Source organism: Nocardioides sp. Iso805N, from assembly GCF_000364605.1.
Lineage (GTDB): Bacteria > Actinomycetota > Actinomycetes > Propionibacteriales > Nocardioidaceae > Nocardioides.
Map to the genome: position 1 here is coordinate 99429 of NZ_KB822583.1, position 16375 is coordinate 115803.

The window sequence follows — 16375 nt, forward strand, 5'->3', positions numbered from 1 at the left end:
TTGAGGCGGCGCCACGGGGACGCACTAACCTTGGTCCCCGTGGCAGCCACCGACTTCGACGCCGAGATCAAGCAGCTCCAGGCGACCCTCCACACGATCGAGCAGGTCCTCGACCTGCCCGCGATGAAGACCGAGGTCGCCGACCTCGAGAACCAGGTGGCCGCTCCCGACCTCTGGGACGACCAGGCCAACGCGCAGAAGGTCACCGGCCGGCTCTCCCTCCTGCAGGGCGAGGTCGAGCGCTTCGAGCAGCTGGCGAGCCGGGTCGAGGACCTCGGCGTACTCGCCGAGCTCGCCCAGGAGGAGGCCGACGCCGACACCCTGGCCGAGGCCGAGTCCGAGCTCGGCCGGGTCAAGAAGGACGTCGAGGCACTCGAGGTCCGCACCCTGCTCTCCGGCGAGTACGACGCCCGCGAGGCGATCATGACGATCCGCTCCGGCGCCGGTGGTGTCGACGCGGCGGACTTCGCCGAGACGCTGATGCGGATGTACACGCGCTGGGCCGAGCAGCACAAGTACCCCGTCGAGGTCTTCGACGTCTCCTACGCGGAGGAGGCGGGCATCAAGTCCGCCGAGTTCGCGATCCACGCGCCCTACGCCTACGGCACGCTCTCGGTCGAGGCCGGCACCCACCGGCTCGTCCGGATCAGCCCGTTCGACAACCAGGGTCGCCGGCAGACGTCGTTCGCGGCTGTCGAGGTGGTGCCGGTGCTGGAGCAGACCGACGAGATCGAGATCGACGAGAACGACGTCCGCACCGACGTCTTCCGCTCCGGTGGTCCCGGCGGCCAGTCGGTCAACACGACCGACTCCGCTGTCCGCCTGACCCACATCCCGACCGGCATCGTGGTCAGCTGCCAGAACGAGAAGTCGCAGCTGCAGAACAAGGCCTCCGCGATGGTCGTCCTCAAGGCCAAGCTCTTGGCGAGGAAGAAGGCCGAGGAGGCCGCGCTCAAGAAGGACCTCAAGGGCGACGTGGCCGCGAGCTGGGGCGACCAGATGCGCAACTACGTGCTCAACCCCTACCAGATCGTCAAGGACCTGCGGACCGGCTACGAGACCGGCAACCCGACCTCGGTCTTCGACGGCGACCTGGACCCGTTCCTGGAGGCCGGCATCCGCTGGCGCCGGGGTGCGGACCGAGCGTCGGCCAACTGATTTTTGGGATAGTCCGGGGCGCAAATCACGCCTACTGGCCAGTAGTCCCTGATTTCCGCCCCGGACTATCCCTTCGACCACGCAACAGAGCCGCGACCCCCATCCCAAAGGGTCGCGGCCCTGTGGCACTCACCGCCCCTTGAAGCGGGTGAGTGCCGGACCGCGGGCTGCTCTGACCCAGCCGCGGCATCGGCGTGCGTGACGCCGTGATCTCGGGCCGCTAGGCGGTCTCCCGGCGTACGTCTGCCGTCCGTCGGCGCGGCGCATCCCGCGCCGTGAGTGGAGCGCGCCGCGCGCCGATGCCGATCAGCTGCAGCAGCTGCTCGTGCAGCACGCCGTAGGCGTCGCCGACCGGTGCCTCATCCGCACTGTTGCGCACCGCGATGTCGAGGTGGACCCGGCCGTCGGCCAGCCCGACCAGCCGGTCGGCCAGCACCAGGGCCTCGTGCGGGTCGTTGGTGACCACCAGGGTGGCCAGGCCGCGCCGGGCGGTGACGGTGCGCAGCAGGCGGTGCAGGATGCGCTGGTCGAGCGCGTCGAGCGCCCGGTAGGGCTCGTCGGCCAGCAGCAGCTCGGGCTCGCCGGCGAGCGAGCGGGCGAGGGCGACCCGATGCTGGTCGGCGTCGGAGAGGTCCCCGGACCAGCTGTCCTCGAGGTCGATCAGGCCGACCTCGGCCAGCGCACGTCGGGCCCGCGGGCGGACGTCGGCGATGCTCGCACCACCCGCGCTGGCCGTGATGCCGAGGGCGACCTCGTCGAGCACCCGCTTCCACGGCCGCAGACCAGGGTCGCCGAGCAGAGCGATCCGCTCGGGGGTGCGCAGGTAGCCGGCGGACACGACCTCCCGGTCGATCCGGGCGAGCGCCCGCAGCAGGGTGGTCTTGCCGCTGCCACGGCGCCCCGCCACGGCGACCACCTCGCCGCCGCGGAGGTCGAGGTCGAGGTTGTCGAGGATGCCGCCGTCGGGGGTGAGGCTGCGGCACAGCCCGCACGCCCGGACCACACTGGCCGCTGGGTCGTACGTCGGGTGCTGGGTGACGCCGCCGAGGGCGTCGTGCTGCTGCGTCATGCCGCCTCCTCACGCTCATTGCTATGTAAGACAATTGAAATACTAGACAAAGATCGACAAATGCGCAACTGACTTGTGAGGCCGAGCGTGAGCTAAGGATCACGCCGAGCCTCACAAGACGGCGCAGTGCACGCCGATCAGCCTGCGGCCCGCGCCACCGCCACGCACCAGCGACCGACCAGGTCGAGGTCGTGGCTCGACAACTCGCAGCTGAGCCACGCGTCGCCGAACAGCCCGCGCAGCAGCGTGCTGTCGCCACAGGTCAGCGCATCGGTCGGCGAGCCGTAGGCGGGCGGCGGCGTGCTCGTCAGAGGCGTGCAGCCCGTCGGCTTGTCGCCGGCCAGCTTCGCGGCCCGGGCTGCCGTGACCGGGGGAGCGAAGACCCAGGCTCGGGCGAGGCCGCCGGCTGCCGAGGTCCACGAGCAGCCGTACTCGTCGGCCACGTCCTTGACCTTCTCGCTCAGCTGCACCGTCTGGCCGGGCCGCCAGGAGGCCTTCTGCGTCACCGGGCCGCCGAGGGCGGCTGCGGCCGTGGCGTCGGGGAGCGCTGTGCAGAACGCGGCGCGTCGTACGGTCAGGGCGGTGGTGTCCACCGACGCGAGTCGGGTGGCCAGGGGATTGGTCGGTGCGTGCTTCGCCGGTGTGGTCCTCGCCACGCCGATCCCGACGCAGACGGCCGTCAATATCACAGCGAGAAGCGCCTTGAAGGGCAAAGACTGGATCGGCGACGGCACGCGGAGACCCTAACGGTTCACTGCGTCGACTAACCTCGACCGGGTGATTCGCTTCGAGAAGGTCACCAAGACCTACCCCGGCATCGGGAAGCCCGCCCTCGACCAGGTCTCCGTGGACGTGGAGAAGGGCGAGTTCGTCTTCCTCGTCGGCCAGTCGGGCTCGGGCAAGTCCACCGCGCTGCGCCTGATCCTGCGTGAGACCCGCCCTTCCAGTGGCCGGGTCTACGTCGCCGGCAAGGAGATCAATCGGCTCGCCGGCTGGAAGGTTCCCCGACTGCGTCGCCAGATCGGCACCGTCTTCCAGGACTTCCGCCTGCTGCAGAACAAGACCGTCGCCGAGAACGTGGCGTTCGCGCTGCAGGTGACCGGCCACTCCCGCGGCGAGATCACCGAGCGGGTGCCCGAGACCCTCGAGCTGGTCGGCTTGGAGGGCAAGGCCGAGCGCATGCCCGACGAGCTCTCCGGTGGCGAGCAGCAGCGCGTCGCGATCGCGCGCGCCTTCGTCAACCGGCCGATGATCCTGATCGCCGACGAGCCCACCGGAAACCTCGACCCGACCACCAGTGTCGGGATCATGAAGCTGCTCGACCGGATCAACCGGACCGGGACGACGGTGGTCATGGCGACCCACGACGCCAGCATCGTCGACCAGATGCGCAAGCGCGTCGTGGAGCTGGACGGCGGTCGGGTCGTGCGCGACCAGGCCCAGGGCGTCTACGGCTTCCAGCACTGATCCATCCCTCCGACTCCCCACAAGAGAGCCGAGCATGCAGCTTCGTTATGTCTTCACCGAGCTCCGCCAGGGCCTGCGCCGCAACCTGTCGATGCACCTCGCGGTGGTGCTCACCCTCCTCGTCTCGCTGACGCTGGTCGGCGTCGGCGTCCTCCTGCACCAGGAGGCCGACAAGACCGCCAAGCAGTGGGGCAGCCAGCTCCAGATCACCGTCTTCCTGTGCAACGGCACCACTGACACCTCCCCGTCGTGCGTCGGTCCGGTGACCGACGCCCAGAAGCAGGCGATCGAGAAGGTCCTCACCGAGAACAAGGACGTCGACTCCTTCCGGCTCGAGAGCCAGCAGGAGGCCTACGACCGCATCCAGCACCTCAACGTGCCGGCCAGCAGCTTCAAGGGCCCGGACCCGGCGATCAAGGTCTCCGACATGCCGGAGTCCTACTGGATCACGATGAAGGACCCGCACCAGGCGGCATCGATCAAGGAGTCCGTGCAGGGTCTCGACGGCGTCGAGAGCGTGCAGGACCTGCACAACCTGATGGGCAAGATCCTCGGCACCATCGACGGGCTGCGCAACGGCGCGATTGTGGCAGCGGTGCTGCTCGTGGTGGCCGCGCTGCTGATGGTCGCCAACACCATCCGGCTGGCGGCGTTCGCCCGTCGGCGCGAGATCGCGATCATGCGGTTGGTGGGTGCCTCCACGCTCTACATCGCGCTGCCGTTCCTGCTCGAGGCGTTGGTCACCGCGGTGGTCGGCGTCGTGCTCTCCGCCGGGGCGTTGGCGGCGGTCATGCAGTTCGGCGTCAACGATCGGCTGGCGAGGGTGAAGTTCGACGCCTGGATCGGCTGGCACGACTATTGGGTCGCTGCCGGCGTGATCGCGGTCCTCGGCGTGGCGCTCACCTTGCTGCCGACACTCCTGCTGACCCGCAAATACCTCAAAGTCTGATCCGCGTCACGTACGGTCGAGGAGTTCACTTCCCCGAACGACTCGTAAGGCAGAACCGGTGCGCATCTTCCCCCGTACCGTCCGCCGACGCGTGCTCGCGGCAACCCTTGCCGCGACCGCCGTCGGTGGGCTGACCGTCCCCGTCGCCTACGCCAGCGATCACAGCCGGCACCTCAAGCAGCAGCAGAAGCAGGCCCAGCAGCACGTCGCCACGGTGCAGAACGACCTGGACGACTCCAGTGCCGCCCTGCAGAAGGCCACCAAGCAGCTGGCCGACGCGAAGGCTCAGCTGGTCAAGGCCCAGGCGCACCTCGCCGACGTCAACGGTCAGCTGGCCACGGCGAAGCAGGTGGAGGCCCAGGCCCAGGCCGCGCTGACCCAGGCTCAGGCGGCGCTGACCCAGGCGAGCGCGGACCTCGACGCCGGCCAGCAGGCCGTCGACACGCAGCGGGACGAGGTCAAGCAGACCGTGCTATCGACGTACACCGCCGGCGATCCGGCCCTGCTGGAGGTCGGGCAGCTGCTCGACGCGACCTCGCCCTCCGACATCGTCCGGCAGCTGTCGTACGGCCAGGTCGTGTCCACGGCCGAGACCAACACCTACAAGGCGCTGCAGTCGGCCGAGGTCGTGCTCAAGGTCAAGAAGCAGAACCTGGCTGCGGCCAAGGAGAAGGTCGCCGAGCAGGAGCAGGTCGCTGCCGAGCACCTCACCGAGGTGCAGGACCTGCAGCAGCAGGCCACCGCCGCGGAGACCTCGGTCGCGGGCCTCGTCGCCCAGGCCGCGACAGCCAAGGCGGCCGCCCGGCAGACGAGGAAGGACGACGAGAAGCAGCTCCAGCAGGCGAAGTCCCAGGAGCAGAAGATCACCCAGCAGATCCTGGCCGACGCGGCGAAGCACGGGAACATGCGTCACGTCTCCTCCACCAGCGGGATGTTCCAGAAGCCGGTGGCGAACACCTACATCACCTCGCCCTACGGCTGGCGGATCCACCCGATCTACCATTACTGGGGCCTGCACGACGGCGACGACTTCCACGCGCCGTGTGGCACCCATGAGGTGGCGGTCGGCACCGGTCGGGTCGTCTCGGAGTACTACTCCAGCGTCTGGGGCAACCGGCTCTACCTCGATCTCGGCACCATCAACGGCGCCCAGTACACCGCGATCTACAACCACATCGAGGACGGGGAGTACAAGGCCCGGGTCGGCCAGGTCGTGGATCAGGGTCAGACGATCGCGCTGGCCGGCACGACCGGATGGTCGACGGCCTGCCACCTGCACTTCACGATCATGAAGAACGGCACGGCCATCGACCCGATGACGGTCCTGGGCTGAGCCGGTGAGCGTTCGCGTCGAGCGGTCCGGCCCGGTCACCACGGTGATCCTGGATCGGCCCGAGGCGCGCAACGCCGTCGACCGCCCCACAGCCGAAGCACTCGCGGAGGCGTTCCGCGCGTTCGACGCCGATGAGTCGGCTTGCGTCGCCGTCCTGTACGGCGCCGGCGGCACGTTCTGTGCCGGCGCCGACCTCAAGGCGTTCGGTACGCCGCGGCAGAACCTCCTCGACCCCGATGCCGACGCGCCGATGGGCCTGTCCCGGCTTGAGCTCGGCAAGCCGGTGATCGCCGCGATCGAGGGCCATGCCGTCGCGGGTGGCCTGGAGCTGGCTCTCTGGTGCGACCTCCGCGTGGCCGCCGATGATGCCGTGCTCGGTGTGTTCTGCCGGCGCTTCGGCGTACCCCTCATCGACGGTGGCACCGTTCGGCTGCCGGCACTGATCGGCACCTCGCGGGCGATGGACATGATCCTGACCGGCCGTGGAGTGCGCGCCGACGAGGCCTACGACATGGGCCTGGTCAACCGGCTGGTCGAGCCCGGGACCGCGCGGGCGGCGGCCGAGGTGTTGGCCGCCGAGCTCGCCGCGCTGCCGCAGACGTGCTTGCGCAACGACCGTCTCTCGGTGCGCCACGCCGAGGGCCGGACCACGCGTGAGGCGATGGCCTACGAGTTCGCGATCGGGCTGGAGTCGCTCACCGCCGACGGCGTCGGGGGAGCGGCGAGGTTCGCCGCGGGCGAAGGACGGCACGGCGAGTCATAACCCCTTGCCCGGCTTTGGGATGATGGTGGGATGCCGAAGGAGCAGGGCCGCAAGATGATCGCGCAGAACAAGAAGGCGCGGCACGACTACCACCTCGAGGACACCTACGAGGCCGGACTCGTGCTCCAGGGCACCGAGGTCAAGTCGCTGCGTGAGGGACGTGCCTCCCTCGTCGACGGCTTCGTCGACATCGACGGCGGCGAGGCTTGGCTGCACGCCGTCTACATCCCGGAATACCTCAACGGCTCCTGGACCAACCACGCCGCCCGCCGCAAGCGCAAGCTGCTGCTGCACCGCGCCGAGATCGAGAAGATCGAACGCCGGGTCTCCGAGCGCGGCCTGACGATCGTGCCGCTCGCGCTCTACTTCAACGACGGCCGCGCCAAGATCGAGATCGCGCTGGCCAAGGGCAAGAAGTCCTGGGATAAGCGCCAGGCCATCGCCGAGCGCACCGCGGACCGGGAGAAGGAGCAGGCACTCGGGCGACACCTCAAGGGCATGCAGGACTGACGCCCGATGGCGAGCCGGTCGGCCCCGTGGGCCCGCGCGCGGTTCGCGGGCGCGCGGGTGGCGCGACTGGCCACCGTCTCGGCGGCGGGGGAGCCGCACCTGGTGCCCGTCGTCTTCGCCGTCGTCGGCTCGGTGATCGTCACGGCCGTCGACCACAAGCCGAAGTCCACGACCAGGCTGCGCCGGCTGGCCAACATCGAGTCCTCGCCCGCCGTGTCGGTCCTCGTCGACGAGTACGACGAGGACTGGTCGCAGCTGTGGTGGGCCCGCGCCGACGGCGACGCAGCGGTGGTGTCGGCGGACTCGGTCGCCCCCGAGCTGGTCGATGCGTTGGCCGGGCGCTACCCGCAGTACGCCGACCATGTGCCCGCGGGGCCGTTCATCCTCATCGAGGTGCGGCGCTGGTCGGGCTGGTCGGCCGTCTGACCGTGGACCCGCGACCGGCATGATGGGCGCATGGCCGAGCCTCGTGACCTGACCTCCGATGCCGCCGACGTCGCCTCGTGGTGGCAGCGACACGGTTTGCCGGGGCTGTTCGACGTACACGTGCACTTCATGGCTCCGCGCGTTCAGCGGGCGGTGTGGGAGGTGTTCGACAGCGCCGGGCCGAAGGTCGGGCGCCCGTGGCCGATCCGCTATCGCCTCGCCGACGAGGATCGGGTCGAACTCCTGCGGACGATGGGCGTACGGCGGTTCTCGGCACTGTCGTATGCGCACAAGCCGGGGGTCGCTGAGTTCCTCAACGACTGGGCGCGGGACTTCGCCGCGCGGGTGCCCGAGTCGCTGTGGTCCGCGACGCTCTACCCCGAGGAGTCAGCTCCGGGCTATGTCGGTGAGCTGATCGCGGCCGGCGTCGAGATCTTCAAGGTGCACGTGCAGGTCGGCGACTTCCACCTGAACGATCCGCTGCTCGACCCGGTCTGGGGGCTGCTCGAGGACGCCGGTACGCCGGTGGTGATCCACGTCGGCTCCGGTCCGGTCGCGAACGCCTTCACCGGGCCGGAGCCGCTGCGCCGGGTGCTGGCCAGCTACCCGCGGCTGCGGGTGATCGTGGCGCACATGGGCGCGCCGGAGTATCTCGAGTTCCTGGAGCTCGCCGAGCGCTACCCCGAGGTGCGGCTGGACACCACGATGGTCTTCACGGAGTTCTTCAGCGAGGCCTCTGCGGCGTACCCCTCGGAGCTGCTGCCGCGGCTGCACGACCTGGGCGACAGGGTGCTGCTCGGCACCGACTTCCCGACGATCCCCTACCCCTACCTGCACCAGCTCGAGGCGCTGGAGGGCCTCGACCTCGGGGAACAATGGCTGCGGTCGGTGTGTTGGGACAACGGTGCGAAACTGTTCGGTGAAACCCGGTCGGCAACGCCACCGCGCGACCGGTAGACTGGTCGCTACAACTCAAGAGGGGCTGATCGGTTTCGACTTGGGACGTTAGTTCCAGGGGAAGCGGGTCGAGAAGCCAGCGTCATCTCGTAAACGATCGCTGGAAACCTATAACTGCCAACGCTAAGCGCAGTTCCTTCGCTCTCGCCGCCTGAGCGGTGATCGAAGCGTCTGACCGGGTATCCGTCTTCGGCCCGGATCCAGGCGTCGACTAGAAGACTCACCTCGCGCGCTGCGTCAGCGGGCCGCTAGGGACATTTAGCTGACTGAGCCTGTCGATGACGTGTCTGTGCGAGCATCGGGGCCGAGAAAAGCGATAGCGCAGACTGCACCCGGAGAAGACCTGGATCGACGCTCGAGGACCGGGGTTCGATTCCCCGCAGCTCCACTCTCGTAGACTGCCTCTGACCTGCGCAAACAGCGCGAGTCAGGGGCAGTTCTCGTTCTACGTCAATCTCGGGTCAATCGTCGTGAGATGCTGTGAAGGTCGTTCGGAGCACGCCGAATCCGTGTCGATCAGGGCTATGAGGCAGGCGACGCTTCATCTTCCGAAACCGCGACCACCCAGTGGTCGGCAGATCCTCCGGCGACCCGCACCCTGAATGTCGAGTTCGGAGGAACGGCGACACGAGCGGTTGCGCTCTGCGACCCTCCGCTGTCCGATCGTGCTGGAACACATGGCGCGCCGACCGTCAGGTCGATCCCGCTCAAGGTCACGTGCACGACCCCCGGCCCGACGCAGCTGACGGTGACGCTCACGCGTCCGGTCCCGGAGAATGTGCCTAGATCGCGGTTCCCGGTGCCATGTGCGGCCGGCACGATGGGTGTCCCCGATGTCGTGACCGCGGCCAGCTCTCCTTGCTGATCCGCCCCCGAGCCGCAAGCCGACAGCGCAAGGCCTGCCATGGCCAGCCCGACGACGGATGCCAGTGCTTGTGGGTGTCGGCTCCGCATCATGGCTTCACTTGGAGTACATCGTGGTGATCGTCACGTACTTCGACGCCTTGACCGTTGCCGTGCCGATCGTGGTTCGGTGTCCGACCATGTCGTAGTGATAGTGCGTCTCGTGGACAGTCTTGGTCGAGTAGACGGCACGCCAGTAGATCGTGCCGCCTGCGTTGGCGGGGATCGTGTATTGGGCGCCACCGGTGGCGGTCGTGCTCCGCGTCGTGTTGAAGCCGACGTGGGAATTCAAGACTGCGTAACTGACGTTGACGTCGCCGGAAACAGTGTTCGAGACCGTCCGACTGACCGTACATGTCGCCACGTGCTTGCTCTTTCTAGGCGTGACCACATAACAAGCGTGCCATGCCCCATATGTCGTATAGGGGCTGCCGACGCTCGTCACGACCCAGATCGAATGCGGGACGGGACGTGCCTGTGCCGCCCCTCCCGAACTGAGCATCGTGGCGACTGCTCCTGTCGTCGCCATGATGAGTCCGATCCACTTCTTCATGCCCACGCATCCCCCCGGTTGCGGTTGTGATCGTCCAGGGCCGGGCGCGTGTCTCGGGCGTCCAGCTTCCGGCAGATCACCTGACTAGTATTGTTATCTAAGTATTACCACACGTAGATGATGACGGCGAGAGCGTGCGGGCTGGTCGAGCACTCGGACGGAATCGCTCGGTCACCTGGTTCGGGGGAGCACGCCCGCCGCTGGGTCCGCCAGCCTCCGGATATGTCTTGCGGGCCTGACGTGCGCAGCCCCGGGCCGACGTAGGCGGTGGCAGGTGTCGACCGCGTGGGCCGCACTCGGGTGGGGAGCGCTGTCGTCGGCGTCGCTCTTCATCGGGCAGTGGCTGGCCGGCCCGCTGGGCCGCTCGCCTCGTCGGGTCGGGCTGATGATGGGCTTCGGGGCCGGCACGATGCTCAGTGCCGTCGCCTACGAGCTGATCCCGGAGTCCAACCTCAAGCACGGCCTGTCGGTCGGCGTCAGCTGCCTGATCGGGGCGCTCGCCTACTACGTCGGTGATCGTCTCGTCGACCAGGGTGGAGGTGCCGATCGACAGGCGATCGACGGGGCTCCGCCCAGCGGCTCGGGCGCTGCGATGTTCATCGGCGCGCTGCTCGACGGCGTACCGGAGGCACTGATCCTGGGCATCACGCTGGCCGCCGGCGGGACCATCAACCTCGCCTTCCTCGCCGCGATCTTCGTCTCGAACGTGCCGCAGGGGCTGGCGGGCACCACCAGTCTCCGCGAAGCCGGCTACACGAACGGCCGGATCACCGTGATGTGGGGTGCTCTCACCGTGGCCTGCGCGATCGTCTCGCTCGCCGGCTACCTGCTCTCCGACCAGCTGCCCACGCCGGGCCTCGATGCGGAGGCGTTCGCCGGGGGAGCGGTGCTCGTCATGCTCTCCGACTCGATGATGCCCGAGGCGTTCGAGCACGGCGGCCGCTCGGTCGGGCTGCTCACCGTCTTCGGGTTCCTCGTCGCCGGCGTGCTCACCGTGGTGCAGTGAGGCGGACACGTCGGTTGAGGCGAGAGCGCGATCGAGGGCTATCCTCCAAGGCAGCAGCCGGGAGTGCGGCTGAGCGAGACGGGAGAGGGGTGGTAGCCATGGATGGCGAGCCCCCTAGTTGTCGCTCCTCGCTCCTCTGATCGATCGAGCCTCGACGCGCCGGACGGCGTACGGCGACCCCCACCGGGTTCGTAGGCAGATCGATCGCGCCTTCGCGCGCCCGTCCCGTTCCGTCTGCTGTCCCCGTGTCGTCGGGGGAGGTTCGTCATGTCTGATCACACCTTCAGGTCCCTCCGTTCGCTGGCCAAGCTGCGCCGGCCCGCGCCGGTCTCCGCCATCGCTCCCGGCGCGATCGCTCCCGTCCACGGCGTCGAGCCGGCCGCAGCCGTCTCGAGCCTGGTCGACAGCGCGATCTACCTCGACGGGGACCGCATCGAATCGCCCACCACGCTCGCCGAGACGTATCGCTCGCTGCACAGCCACGAGAAGGCGATGGCGTGGATCGGGCTGTACAAGCCCAGCCAGCACGAGCTCGGCTCGTTGGCCGATGAGTTCGGGCTGCACGAGCTTGCCGTCGAGGACGCGATCCTGGCCCATCAGCGCCCCAAGATCGAGCGCTACGACGACACCCTGTTCGTCGTCCTGCGCGCCGCCTGGTATGTGGACGAGACCGAGGATGTCGAGTTCGGCGAGCTGCACGTCTTCGTCGGTCGCGACTTCGTGCTCACCGTCCGGCACGGCGACCAGCCCGACATCTCACCCGTACGCCGGCGGATGGAGAGCAATCCCGACCTTCTCCGGCTGGGGCCCGAGGCGATCCTCTACGCCATCCTCGACCGGGTCGTCGACGGCTACGCCCCGGTGGTCGCCGGCCTTGCGAACGACATCGACGAGATCGAGACCGAGATGTTCAGCGGTCAGACGCACGTCTCACGACGGATCCACGAGCTCAGCCGCGAGGTGGTGGACTTCCAGCGGGCCACCCGTCCGCTGCTCCAGGTAGTACGGGCCTTGATGAACGGCTTCGAGAAGTACCGCACCGACGAGGAGCTCCAGCGCTATCTGCGCGACGTGGAGGACCACCTCACCCAGGTGGTCGAACAGGTCGACGAGTTCCGGCACCTGCTGCGCGACATCCTCACCGTCAACGCCACCCTCGTCGCTCAGCAGCAGAACGAGGAGATGAAGGCGCTGAGCGAGCTCAGCGTGCAGCAGAACGACGAGGTCAAGAAGATCTCCAGCTGGGCGGCGATCCTGTTCGCTCCCACGCTGGTCGGCACGGTCTACGGCATGAACTTCGAGAACATGCCCGAGCTGCACTGGCACTACGGCTACTTCGTCGCCCTCGGGCTGATGCTCCTGGTCAACGTCACGCTCTACGTGGTCTTCCGCCGGCGCCGCTGGATCTAGCGCGGCCCCGCCAGGCAGGCGCGCGCTACGACGGATCCCGCGTCGCGCTCAGCCAGCGCTGGAAGAACGGGTGCAGGTCGCGTCCCGACGCCGCACTCCACCAGTCCTCGAGCGCCTCGCGGCTCTGCGAGGAGTGCGGGTGGCTCGCGGGCCAGCGGCGGAGCAGATCGTCGAACCGGGCCTTCCCGAGCATCTTGGACAGCGTCCACCACATCCGGGCGGGCGGCAGGTAGACGTTCGAGGAAGCGAAGTCCGCGGGGTTGTAGGCGCCCATCGGGCCGTACTCGGACAGGTACGTCGCGTCGTAGCGGGAGGTCTCGGTGTCGACCCACGTCCCGGTCCTGTAGCCGCCGACGTGATCGAGCCAGCGGTACTGGACGTACATCGCCATGCCCTCGCTCATCCACACGTCGCGCCAGTCGTTCGGCGTCACCTGGTCGCCGTACCACTGGTGCGACATCTCGTGGACGACGTCCTGCTCGTCCAGCGCGCCGCGGGTGTCGCCCTCGCTGATCATGGTCTGGGTCTCCATCGCGCTCTTGCTGGGGACCACCACGAGGGAGAGCGTGTCGAACGGGTAGGGGCCCAGCAGGTGCTCGAGCCAGCGGAAGTCCTTGGCCATGAAGCGCAGCCACGAGACCAGCTCGGGCCGATCGGTGGGCGTCCAGTAGGACAGTGGGGTGCCGTGCACCTTGCCGAGCCGGGTCTGCTGGTAGTTGCCGAACGCGATGGTCGTCAGGTACGACGCGGCGGGCGAGGCCAGGTGCCAGCGGGTGGTGGTGACGCCGTGGCCGGTGTGACGATGCGTCAGCCGACCGTTGGCGATGCCGACGTACGGCGCCGGCACGTGCAGGCTGAAGTCGTAGAGCGCCTTGTCTGCCGGCTGGTCGTTGACCGCGTACCACGTGAACGCGCCGTACGGCTCCTGCATGGCGTAGGCGCGGCCGTCGCGCTTGCTGATGAATCCGAGCACCGACTCGTCGCTGCGGGTGCCCGGAGCCGCCACCGGGCGCGGTACGCCGGCGTAGCTCAGCGTGACGGTGTGGACCTGGCCGGCGGTGATCGCGACAGGGAGACTCAGGTGGTCCGTGCTCCGCGTCGCCCGTACGGCGTGGCCATCCACGGCGGCCGAGGTCACGGTGAGGGCGTTGGAGAGGTCGAGCGGGATGGCATCGGCGTCCTTGGCCGCGCGGAAGACCAACCTCTCGGTGCCGCTCAGCGACCGCTTGTGGGGGTGCCAGGTCAGGTCGAGCCCGTAGTGCAGCGCGTCGACGACGTCGTTGCCGTGGGCCGGGTAGTAGGAGTCGACCCGCGGCGTACTGATCGCTGAGCCGTAGTTGCCGGCAGCACCAGCACTGCCACCGTGCGCCGCCACGGCCGGATCGGAGGCCACCGCGCCGACCAGCGTGCCGACCAGCGTGCCGAGCGCGGCGATCGCCACCAGGGCACCGGTCAGGCGGGTGCTGCCGTGACGCGTCGACCGGTCAGGGCGTCGCTCGCCGAGGGTCCTGAGAGTGATCACCGGCCCATGCTCGGGCCTGATCGGCCTCAGCGTCCTCGGATCGGGAGAAGTCTGACGACGAACGCCACCTCACCGGTGACGTGCACCCTGGCTCCAGAGCGTGCACAGCGACCAGACGACGGCGACGTCGAAGAGGATCACGACCAGCGACCACCACGGGTAGTAGGGCATGAACGCGAAGCTGACGATCGCGGAGAGGCCGGCGACAGCTATCCCGAGTCCGTAGCCCCAGCGCTTCGCGGCGATGATCAGGATGCCGACGGCGACGGCGATCGCTCCGACGACCATGTGGATCCAGCCCCAGGTGGTGAGGTTGAACTTCACCACGTAGTTGGGCGTGGAGACGAAGACGTCGTCCTTCAACGCCGCGACGAGGCCCTCGAGGAACTGGAACAGGCCCAGGATGGCGAGGGAGACACCCGCGAACAGCGCGATGCCCTGCGCCCATGCCGTCTCGTTGTCGTCGGCGCGCCAACGCCGATTGGCACCAGTGCTCATGTCGCCTGCCTCCTGCTGTCCCGTGGATGGTGCCCCCAGGCTCACCTGCCTGACGGCGCATCGGCTCACCGGTTTCGGGCCAACGCTGTGTCTGCTCGGGTCTGCTCGGGTCTGCTCGGGTCTGCTCGGGTCTGCTCGGGGTCTGCTCGGGGTCTGCTCGGGGTCTGCTCGGGGTCTGCTCGGGGTGTCCTCGGGCGCCGCCCGGACACTGGGGTAGCCCGTAACGGGTGAGATCCGCCGGCACCGGGAGCAGGCGCTGGACACGTCCCGAGGCAGGGAGCAGCATCGGGAGAGCGGGGTCGACCGGGTGTGTGCCGGGTCCCTCGCCGGGAGGATCCCATGGCGACGGTGGTGCCCCGCTGGGAGTGGCGGACCTTCGGTGACGACCTGACCGACGTCGCGACCGCGTTCGGCCGCCTCCCGGTCCAGCAGATCGTGGACAGTGACGAGGTCTACGTGCTCTCGTCCGCCGGCGACGGTCTGGTCAAGGTGCGCGACGGCCTGATGGACGTCAAGCGGCTCGAGCAGGTGGGAGACGATGGTCTCGAGCAGTGGGCGCCGGTGCTCAAGGCCTCCTTCCCGCTCGATGCGACGGCACTCGGCCGCGTCGCCGAGGCCTGGGGGATCCCGGCGCCGTCGGTCGACGAGGCCGGTCTCACCCTCGAAGCACTCCTGGCGGACGTCGTCGCGACCCACCCCGGACTCCGTGCGGTCCCGGTGCACAAGCACCGGGTGCGCCGTCAGATCGACGGCTGCCTGGCCGAGGTGACGGTCGTCAGCGCCGACGGCGTACGGACCGACACGATCGCTGTGGAGTCGGCCGATCCGGCGCAGGTCCTCGCCGTACTCGACAGGCACGGGCTCGCCGGGCGACCGAACCTCAACTACGACGTCGGCCTGAAGGTCATGGACCGGTCGAGCGCCGAGCGCTTCGCCGTCATCGACGTGGGCACGAACTCGGTGAAGCTGCACGTCGCCGAACGGAGCCCGGCCGGGGAGTGGCGCACCCTCCTCGACCGCTCCGATGTGGTCCGGCTCGGCGATGGGCTGCAGCAGACGGGCCGGCTGAGCGAGGAGGCGATGACCCGGACCACCGCCGCGATCGCCCGGATGGCCGACGACGCCCACGAGCACCAGGTCGCGGCCATCGCCGCGGTCGGGACAGCCGGCCTGCGGGTCGCCTCGAACGCAGCTGACTTCATCCACGCCGTCCGGGCGAGTAGCGGCGTCCGGATCGAAGTGATCTCCGGCGAGGACGAGGCGCGGCTGGCCTATCGCGCGGCGATCGCAGCGCTGCCCGGGGAGGGCACACGCGTCGTCTTCGACACTGGCGGCGGCAGCTCCCAGTTCACGTTCGGGTACGGCGCCCGCGTGGACGAGCGGTTCAGCATCGGCCTGGGCGCGGTGCGGCTGACCGAGCAGTTCGGCCTCGACGGCGTGGTGTCCGAGGAGACACTCGCGCAGGCGCTGGCCGCGGCCGCCGCCGATCTCGAGCGGCTGGACGGCAGGCCGGTCCCCGACAGCGTGCTGGGCATGGGCGGCGCCGTCACCAACCTCACCGCGATCAAGCACGGCCTCGTCGAGTACGACGCCGACGTCGTCCAGGGCAGCGTGCTTGACCGCGACGAGATCCATCGGCAGATCGAGCTCTTCCGCTCCCGCACGGCCGAGGAACGGCGCGACATCGTCGGGCTGCAGCCGGCACGGGCCGAGGTCATCCTCGCCGGTGCCTGCGTCGTGCGCACGGTGCTCGACAAGCTCGGGGCCGACTCGCTCACCGTGAGCGACCGAGGGCTGCGCTACGGCGTGCTCGCCGAGCGCTTCGGCGCGCTCGGAACCGCTTGAAAGGAA

At 68.9% G+C, this 16375-nt stretch carries 16 protein-coding genes and 1 other RNA gene; 12 read left to right on the forward strand and 5 right to left on the reverse strand.

What is annotated here, in order from left to right; translation table 11 throughout:
• Nucleotides 1–39 precede the first annotated feature (39 nt).
• Nucleotides 40–1158, forward strand: a complete 1119-nt coding sequence (gene prfB / locus H036_RS0117365; RefSeq protein ID WP_017936081.1) for a peptide chain release factor 2 — start codon at nt 40–42, stop codon at nt 1156–1158.
• A 220-nt stretch (nt 1159–1378) separates the two neighbouring features.
• Here the strand turns inward: prfB and H036_RS23440 are convergent, their stop codons facing one another.
• Both H036_RS23440 and H036_RS0117375 read right to left on the reverse strand, forming a co-directional pair.
• Nucleotides 1379–2227: an ATP-binding cassette domain-containing protein gene (locus tag H036_RS23440; RefSeq protein WP_017936082.1), complete on the reverse strand. Its 849-nt coding sequence runs from the start codon at nt 2225–2227 to the stop codon at nt 1379–1381.
• 137 nt (nt 2228–2364) lie between these two features.
• Complete coding sequence (locus H036_RS0117375; RefSeq protein ID WP_157417552.1) at nt 2365–2883, reverse strand: hypothetical protein; 519 nt, start codon at nt 2881–2883, stop codon at nt 2365–2367.
• Nucleotides 2884–3004: 121 nt separating this feature from the next.
• Here H036_RS0117375 and ftsE point away from each other — a divergent pair, with 121 nt between their 5' ends.
• From ftsE to ssrA, 8 genes are all read left to right on the forward strand, one after another.
• Nucleotides 3005–3694 carry a cell division ATP-binding protein FtsE gene (ftsE, locus tag H036_RS0117380; RefSeq protein ID WP_017936084.1) on the forward strand — a complete coding sequence of 230 codons (690 nt, stop codon included), beginning with the start codon at nt 3005–3007 and terminating at the stop codon, nt 3692–3694.
• Nucleotides 3695–3728: 34 nt separating this feature from the next.
• Nucleotides 3729–4643 (forward strand): permease-like cell division protein FtsX, encoded by a 915-nt coding sequence (gene ftsX, locus H036_RS0117385; RefSeq protein ID WP_017936085.1) that lies wholly within the window; start codon nt 3729–3731, stop codon nt 4641–4643.
• A 58-nt stretch (nt 4644–4701) separates the two neighbouring features.
• Entirely contained in the window at nt 4702–5976 is a 1275-nt protein-coding gene (locus H036_RS0117390) for a peptidoglycan DD-metalloendopeptidase family protein (RefSeq protein ID WP_017936086.1), read from the forward strand.
• 4 nt (nt 5977–5980) lie between these two features.
• Complete coding sequence (locus H036_RS0117395) at nt 5981–6739, forward strand: crotonase/enoyl-CoA hydratase family protein (RefSeq protein WP_017936087.1); 759 nt, start codon at nt 5981–5983, stop codon at nt 6737–6739.
• A 30-nt stretch (nt 6740–6769) separates the two neighbouring features.
• Complete coding sequence (smpB, locus tag H036_RS0117400; RefSeq protein WP_017936088.1) at nt 6770–7249, forward strand: SsrA-binding protein SmpB; 480 nt, start codon at nt 6770–6772, stop codon at nt 7247–7249.
• 6 nt (nt 7250–7255) lie between these two features.
• Nucleotides 7256–7675, forward strand: coding sequence for a TIGR03668 family PPOX class F420-dependent oxidoreductase (locus H036_RS0117405; protein WP_017936089.1), 420 nt, complete (start codon nt 7256–7258; stop codon nt 7673–7675).
• A gap of 30 nt (nt 7676–7705) precedes the next feature.
• Nucleotides 7706–8632 (forward strand): amidohydrolase family protein, encoded by a 927-nt coding sequence (locus H036_RS0117410; protein WP_017936090.1) that lies wholly within the window; start codon nt 7706–7708, stop codon nt 8630–8632.
• A gap of 21 nt (nt 8633–8653) precedes the next feature.
• Nucleotides 8654–9023, forward strand: a transfer-messenger RNA (tmRNA) gene (gene ssrA, locus H036_RS25015).
• Between the two features lie 570 nt (nt 9024–9593).
• On the opposite strand, the gene H036_RS25520 is transcribed toward ssrA, so the two are convergent.
• Nucleotides 9594–10088 (reverse strand): hypothetical protein, encoded by a 495-nt coding sequence (locus H036_RS25520; RefSeq protein WP_157417554.1) that lies wholly within the window; start codon nt 10086–10088, stop codon nt 9594–9596.
• A gap of 274 nt (nt 10089–10362) precedes the next feature.
• Between H036_RS25520 and H036_RS0117420 the strand changes: the two genes are divergently transcribed.
• A complete protein-coding gene (locus H036_RS0117420) occupies nt 10363–11094 on the forward strand; it encodes a ZIP family metal transporter (RefSeq protein ID WP_017936092.1) in 732 nt (243 codons plus the stop codon).
• 267 nt (nt 11095–11361) lie between these two features.
• Nucleotides 11362–12504, forward strand: a complete 1143-nt coding sequence (gene corA / locus H036_RS0117425; protein WP_017936093.1) for a magnesium/cobalt transporter CorA — start codon at nt 11362–11364, stop codon at nt 12502–12504.
• 25 nt (nt 12505–12529) lie between these two features.
• On the opposite strand, the gene H036_RS23445 is transcribed toward corA, so the two are convergent.
• Together H036_RS23445 and H036_RS0117435 are read right to left on the reverse strand one after the other, a co-directional pair.
• Nucleotides 12530–14026, reverse strand: coding sequence for a M1 family metallopeptidase (locus H036_RS23445; RefSeq protein WP_017936094.1), 1497 nt, complete (start codon nt 14024–14026; stop codon nt 12530–12532).
• Nucleotides 14027–14095: 69 nt separating this feature from the next.
• Nucleotides 14096–14524, reverse strand: coding sequence for a DUF7144 family membrane protein (locus tag H036_RS0117435; RefSeq protein ID WP_017936095.1), 429 nt, complete (start codon nt 14522–14524; stop codon nt 14096–14098).
• A gap of 339 nt (nt 14525–14863) precedes the next feature.
• Here H036_RS0117435 and H036_RS0117440 point away from each other — a divergent pair, with 339 nt between their 5' ends.
• Complete coding sequence (locus H036_RS0117440; RefSeq protein ID WP_017936096.1) at nt 14864–16369, forward strand: Ppx/GppA phosphatase family protein; 1506 nt, start codon at nt 14864–14866, stop codon at nt 16367–16369.
• Nucleotides 16370–16375 lie beyond the last annotated feature (6 nt).